General features: G+C 64.4%; 5 protein-coding genes. 2 read left to right on the top strand and 3 right to left on the bottom strand.

Annotation, left to right across the window (positions count from 1 at the left end; genetic code table 11):
- On the bottom strand, nucleotides 1-563 hold a 563-nt coding region (locus ACFVJ3_RS49080; RefSeq protein WP_378458980.1), incomplete at its 3' end, for a hypothetical protein.
- A gap of 463 nt (nucleotides 564-1,026) precedes the next feature.
- Nucleotides 1,027-1,542, bottom strand: a complete 516-nt coding sequence (locus tag ACFVJ3_RS49075) for a DoxX family protein (RefSeq protein ID WP_378458979.1) — start codon at nucleotides 1,540-1,542, stop codon at nucleotides 1,027-1,029.
- Nucleotides 1,543-1,969: 427 nt separating this feature from the next.
- Here ACFVJ3_RS49075 and ACFVJ3_RS49070 point away from each other — a divergent pair, with 427 nt between their 5' ends.
- The gene (locus ACFVJ3_RS49070; RefSeq protein WP_378458978.1) at nucleotides 1,970-2,803 is read left to right on the top strand and encodes an alpha/beta fold hydrolase; all 834 of its coding nucleotides are present in this window, start codon (nucleotides 1,970-1,972) and stop codon (nucleotides 2,801-2,803) included.
- A 9-nt stretch (nucleotides 2,804-2,812) separates the two neighbouring features.
- Here the strand turns inward: ACFVJ3_RS49070 and ACFVJ3_RS49065 are convergent, their stop codons facing one another.
- The gene (locus ACFVJ3_RS49065) at nucleotides 2,813-3,493 is read right to left on the bottom strand and encodes a winged helix-turn-helix transcriptional regulator (RefSeq protein WP_378458977.1); all 681 of its coding nucleotides are present in this window, start codon (nucleotides 3,491-3,493) and stop codon (nucleotides 2,813-2,815) included.
- Nucleotides 3,494-3,545: 52 nt separating this feature from the next.
- Here ACFVJ3_RS49065 and ACFVJ3_RS49060 point away from each other — a divergent pair, with 52 nt between their 5' ends.
- Complete coding sequence (locus ACFVJ3_RS49060) at nucleotides 3,546-5,174, top strand: MFS transporter (protein WP_378458976.1); 1,629 nt, start codon at nucleotides 3,546-3,548, stop codon at nucleotides 5,172-5,174.
- Nucleotides 5,175-5,365: the final 191 nt, after the last annotated feature.

The raw sequence follows: 5,365 nt of genomic DNA, 5'->3' as shown, positions 1-5,365 counted from the left end.
GCGGAGGGGCCCAGCAGCACACGTTCCGCTGGGCCCCTCCGCGCCTCGACCTGACCGACAAATCCAATTCCGACACTCGACTTGACTAATGAACAGTGGCGCTCGGTGGGGATCCAGGGCAGTTTCGTCAACCGAGGCACCAACCCCCGCTGATGCCCGCCACCGCGTCGACCGGGTGTGAAACGCCCCCGGCCAACGGGATTGGACTCGCGCAACCCCTCCTCCATAAGGTGGTCGTAGAACAGCCGCACCGGCACCAGCCGCTGCTGAATCGTGGCATTCGCCAGACCGGACCCGGAATCGAGCGCCACCACGTTCGTGCCACGGCGGCTGGGCCGGTCGGTCAACTCCCGCACATAGACGCCAACATGCGCCCGACTCGCCGAGACCGGGTCGACCCCCTCCCGTTCGCACATCTCCAGGTACTCGGCAAGCCCCCGTGCGTAGGCGTCGATCGTCCGAGGCGCCCTCCCGAGATCGGTCCACACCCGCAGCCACCCGGCCGCCTGTATATGCCGGCCCAGGACCGGCCACTTCTCTTCCAACACCACCGTGCCGCTCAAGCCATCTCCTCAGTTCGTGGTCAACACCGAGGAGACATAATCATCCCCACGGCCAGATTCCACGTAACTTTTAAGATGCTCAAACGGCAGATGTACGGGCGAGCCAACTTCGACCTACTCCGCAAACGCGTCATACACGCCGGATAGCTAAGTGCCCCAAAGCAATCATGAAAATTGCGCCAGATCCAGGACCGAATGTCCCTTGACAGTCGAACACTCGATCCTTCACGAGCGTTCCGGATTCACGTGGGTGGCGATTCACCGACATACCGACTCCTTCGAGACGTCAACGACAGGGCGTCGCCGGAAAGGCAATTGGACTGCCCGCCCGAACGGCGTACGCGACCCGGATCCGCCATGCACCGGCGTCCGGGAGGGGAGATGGTGTGAGGTCGCGCGACACCGGAGCACGCTAGTGTCATGTCCGGACGAGCCGTGCCCCGCGGAACAGCTGAAACTGGAATCAGCGCTCCTCCGCTGGCACGGGAGGGCGGAAGAACACGGCGACCTGTCCGACACCCGCACCCAGACCGATGACCAGGGCGATGACCAGACCCCACCACTGATCGACCCCGGAGCCGAGGCCGATCAGATGATCCATCGAAAGCCTGCCGGAACCGGTGACAGCGACACTGAGCGCCACGCAGGCCAACACGAAGTTGTATTCCCACCCGTTACCGACGATGAAGAAGCCGCTGTCGCGATGCACCGTCCAGGCAGCAACCACCATCAGCGCGATCATCGCCGCGGCCGCCAGCGGGGTGAGAAACCCGAGGGCGAACAGTACGCCGGCGCCGATTTCGGTGAATGCCGCCAACGGTGCGTGCAACCGCCCCGGCCGCATCCCGATCGAATCGAACCAGCGGGCAGTTCCTGCCAGGCGACCCCCACGGAAGATCTTCGCGTAGCCGTGGGCGGCGAGCGTCACCCCGACGGTGACTCTCAGGATCAACAGTCCTACGTCGATGGCAGTCGTCATGTGTTTCGCCCTCCCTGGGACCGGGTGCCGACAAGGACACCATTTAATTTACAGCGTAAATCTTACGTTACCCGTCCGGCCGTACGTTTCTAAGGCGTCGGGGCGGAACTACATCGTCCAGTTCGGGCTCACGCCCGCCGAGTTCCATCGGCGACTGATGACGGTACTGACCGGGCCACAACGCGGATGCGTACCCCTCGCAGTGAGGGGACACCTGCAGAACTTATCGAGATCCCAGCTGCACCCGCCCACAACCTCCGGATCGCAGATCGTCCCTCCCTGGCTGTGCGTCGACCCGTGTCGGATCGGCGCACACTTGCCAAGCGACGGCAGAACTTGAAATAATCAAGCAACCAGGATGGAACGTCGCGGAACGCGAGGCGGACGGAAGGACACGAACATCACTGTCAACGGGTCAGAATCGGGCGTGACGATCGACGGCACACGAAGCCGGTACCTGGCGTACGACGGGCCGGGCTCCGCACGACTGAGGTATCTGGAGGGTGGAACGGGCTCGCCCCTCCTCCTGCTGCACACGGTGCGCACCCAGGCAGAGCATTTCCAGCGCCTCATTCCTCTGCTGCTGCCGACGTACTCCGTGTACGCGCTCGACCTCCCGGGAATGGGTTACTCGGACATCGAGCCAGGCGCCTCCTACCAGGAGCCCGACATGCGACGCGCGGTCGAGAGGTTGATCAACGAACTCGATCTCGACGACGTCACGCGGGTCGGCGAGTCGATGGGTGCGGTGCTCGCGCTCACTACTGCGGCCGACCTCCCCGATCGAGTTCGACGCGTGATCGCGGTCAATCCGTATGACTACGCGGGTGGGATCGCACGATCGAGCCTGCTGGCTCGCGTCATCATCTCCGGCATTCTGGCGCCCGGCGTGGGGCCGACGTTCGCGGGCGTCGAACCGAAACCCGTCATGCGTGCGATCCTCAGGGGCGGGCTCGTCGACACGTCCGCGTTGACGGACGAGTACGTGAACGAACTGCTCGCAGTGGGACGCAGGCCGGGCTACAGCACGGTCGCGCGCGCCGTCTACGCCAACCTGCCGAGTCTCATCGCAGCCAGGTCGCTCTATCCCCGTGTGAAGGTTCCTGTCCATGTCGTCTACGGAGACAAGGACTGGTCGAGACCGTCGGACCGCCACGACAACACGCGCCTGCTGACGGACGCCGACTTCCTGCACATTCCGGATGCGGGCCACTTCTTGTCCCTCGAGCGGCCCGATGTGATAGCTGCACTGCTGAACTGACCAACTCGATCAGCTGTGTCGACCGACGAGGGAGCGGTCGGAGGTCAACGCCGACGCGGTCAACTCGAAGAATCGTCGAAGCGCGTCGGTGTTGCCGGTGACCCGAGCGTGCGTGCCCTCGGTCCGGTCGCCGGAGAGCGTGCGGAACACCTCCTCGGACGAACCCGTCACGATCACGTCGGCCGGCGCATCGCCGCTCGTCACACAGGTGCGGACCCCCGTCGAGTCGGAGACGAGCAACAGGCTGTCGTCCTCCGCATCGATCCGCACCGTCAGAGTGGGAAAACCGGACGCATCCTGCAGCGCATCGACTTCCGGATACAACGCCATGATCGCGAAGACCAGCCACCGGCCCCTGTTGTGGTCCTCGCCGGCTCCGGTCGACATCAAGGGCACCCCCCACCGTGCGAGTTCCACCAGCGGCCGTTGCAATCCCAGGCCCCACTCGGTCAGGGAATACACCCGCGCGGAGACCGGCGCGGGCATGTCGGTCGACGCGACGACTCCCGCCTCCTCGAGTATCCGGAGACGTTGCGCCAGCAAGTTCGTGGCGATCCCGGGCAGCGCTTTGTACAGATCCGAGTACCTACACGGTCCGACCAGAAGTTCGCGGACCACCAGCATCGTCCACCGGTCACCGATCACATCCAGCGCCCTCGCCAGCGCGCAGTACTCCCCATAGGACTTCATCACTCCACCCTACACTTGACAATCTCACCCACATACTTGAAATAATCAAGTGGTGAATTCGATTCTGCAGCGACGTCGGACGTCGCGCCTACCGGTCCTGCTCGTGTTGTGCGCCGCGACTCTGGCGATCAGCCTCGCCACCACCGCGATCAACGTGGCCCTACCCTCACTCGCACTGGACCTCCAGGCGAACAACCGGCAACTCCAATGGATCGTCGATGCCTACAACCTCCTGTTCGCCACGTTCGTTTTGGCGTTCGGCAGCCTCAGCGACCGCTACGGGCGCAAAGGTGCCCTGGTCCTCGGTCTCACGATCTTCGGTGGCGGTGCTGTGGGCGCCTCCTTCGCCGAAAGCTCGGGACAGCTGATCGCCTGGCAAGCGGTGATGGGACTCGGAGCGGCGTTCGTCTACCCGACGACGCTGTCGATCCTGTCGAACGTGTTCACCGAACGCGCCGAGAAGGCCAAGGCGATCGGAATCTGGGGTGCCACCACGGGAGTGGGCGTTGCATGTGGACCCATCCTGGGCGGGTGGCTGCTCGAACACTTCTGGTGGGGGAGCGTCTTCCTCGCACTGGCCACCGGGGCCGCGATCGCGATCGGTGTTTCGGTAGCGGTGGTGACCACTTCCCGTGACCCGAGCACACCACGAATCGACGTCGGCGGGCTCGCCCTTTCGGTGCTCGCGGTCGGAACCCTGGTCTACACCGTCATTGAAGCCCCGGAACACGGGTGGGCCAGCACCGCCACCCTGGGAGGATTCACCCTCGCCGCGGCCCTGCTGTTCACCATGGTGATGTGGGAGCGCAAGCAGGAGGACCCCATGATCGACGTCACGCTGTTCACGAACATGCGGTTCACCGCCGCGAGCGCCGCGGTGACGTTCGCCTACTTCGCTCTGTTCGGATTCATCTTCCTCATCTCCCAGTACTTCCAACTCGTTCGCGGATACGGCCCACTGGAGACAGGATTGAAGTTCATCCCGGTGGCGACGTCGATCGCAGTGGGGTCCGTCCTCGGCACGATCCTCGCGGTGCGACTGGGCAACAAGCTCATCGTCACGGTCGGGCTCGTGCTCTTCACCTCCGCATTCCTCTGGATCTCCACGCTGAGCCAGTCGACCAGCTACCTGGAGGTCGCCGCGCAGATGATTCCGTTGGGACTCGGCCTGGGTCTCACGTCGGCCCCGGCGACCGAGGCCATCATGGGAGCGGTGCCGCTGGAGAAAGCGGGCATCGGTTCGGGGATGAACGACGCCACCAGGGAGGTCGGGGGAACACTCGGAGTCGCCATCATCGGCAGCGTGTACGCGTCCCTGTATGCCTCGTCGCTCGCGACATCCGACGCAGCCCAGGGGCTGCCCGAGGAAGTGAGATCCGTTATGGGGGAGTCCGTGGGCGCTGCGGTCATCGCGTCCGAGCAGTTGCGCGGAGGCGGCAATCAAATTGCAGCACAAGCGGTGTCCGACGCCGCGAACAGCGCCTTCCTCGACGGCCTGACGGCCGGATCGTATGTCGCCGCAGGAGTCACCGCGCTGGGCGCGATCGTGGCGGCAGCGTTCCTCCCGTCACGGCCGACGACAGAACCGGCAGGCCACGGCGCTGACACCGGCGGTGATGATGGCCGCAACGGCAGGCGGGCATTCGACACCTCGGCCGAGGGCGTGAGTCGTGTCCACTGAACCGGGTGACCGATGACGAGCCCGACATAACGAATGCAGCTGAAACTCAGCCGCACTCTCCCAGTGAGTGCGATCGTGATCGCGGTGGCCGGCGCGCTAACGCCGATTTTCGCGGAGCGCTAATTGCCTGAACTTCGTGTCGCTCGGGAGGCACTCGTGGCATCGTGAGGGATTGAATGCGTTGCCTGGTA

It is taken from the genome of Rhodococcus sp. NPDC127593, assembly GCF_042671975.1.
Lineage (GTDB): Bacteria > Actinomycetota > Actinomycetes > Mycobacteriales > Mycobacteriaceae > Rhodococcus_F.
Note: the sequence above shows the minus strand (reverse complement) of the source record. Positions and strands in the feature narration are given on the sequence as shown.

Excerpts from the sequence above, each read along its gene's own strand:
- ACFVJ3_RS49075 (WP_378458979.1), bottom strand. The coding sequence starts at position 1,542 with ATGACGACTGCCATCGACGTAGGACTGTTGATCCTGAGAGTCACCGTC.
- ACFVJ3_RS49065 (WP_378458977.1), bottom strand. The coding sequence starts at position 3,493 with ATGAAGTCCTATGGGGAGTACTGCGCGCTGGCGAGGGCGCTGGATGTG.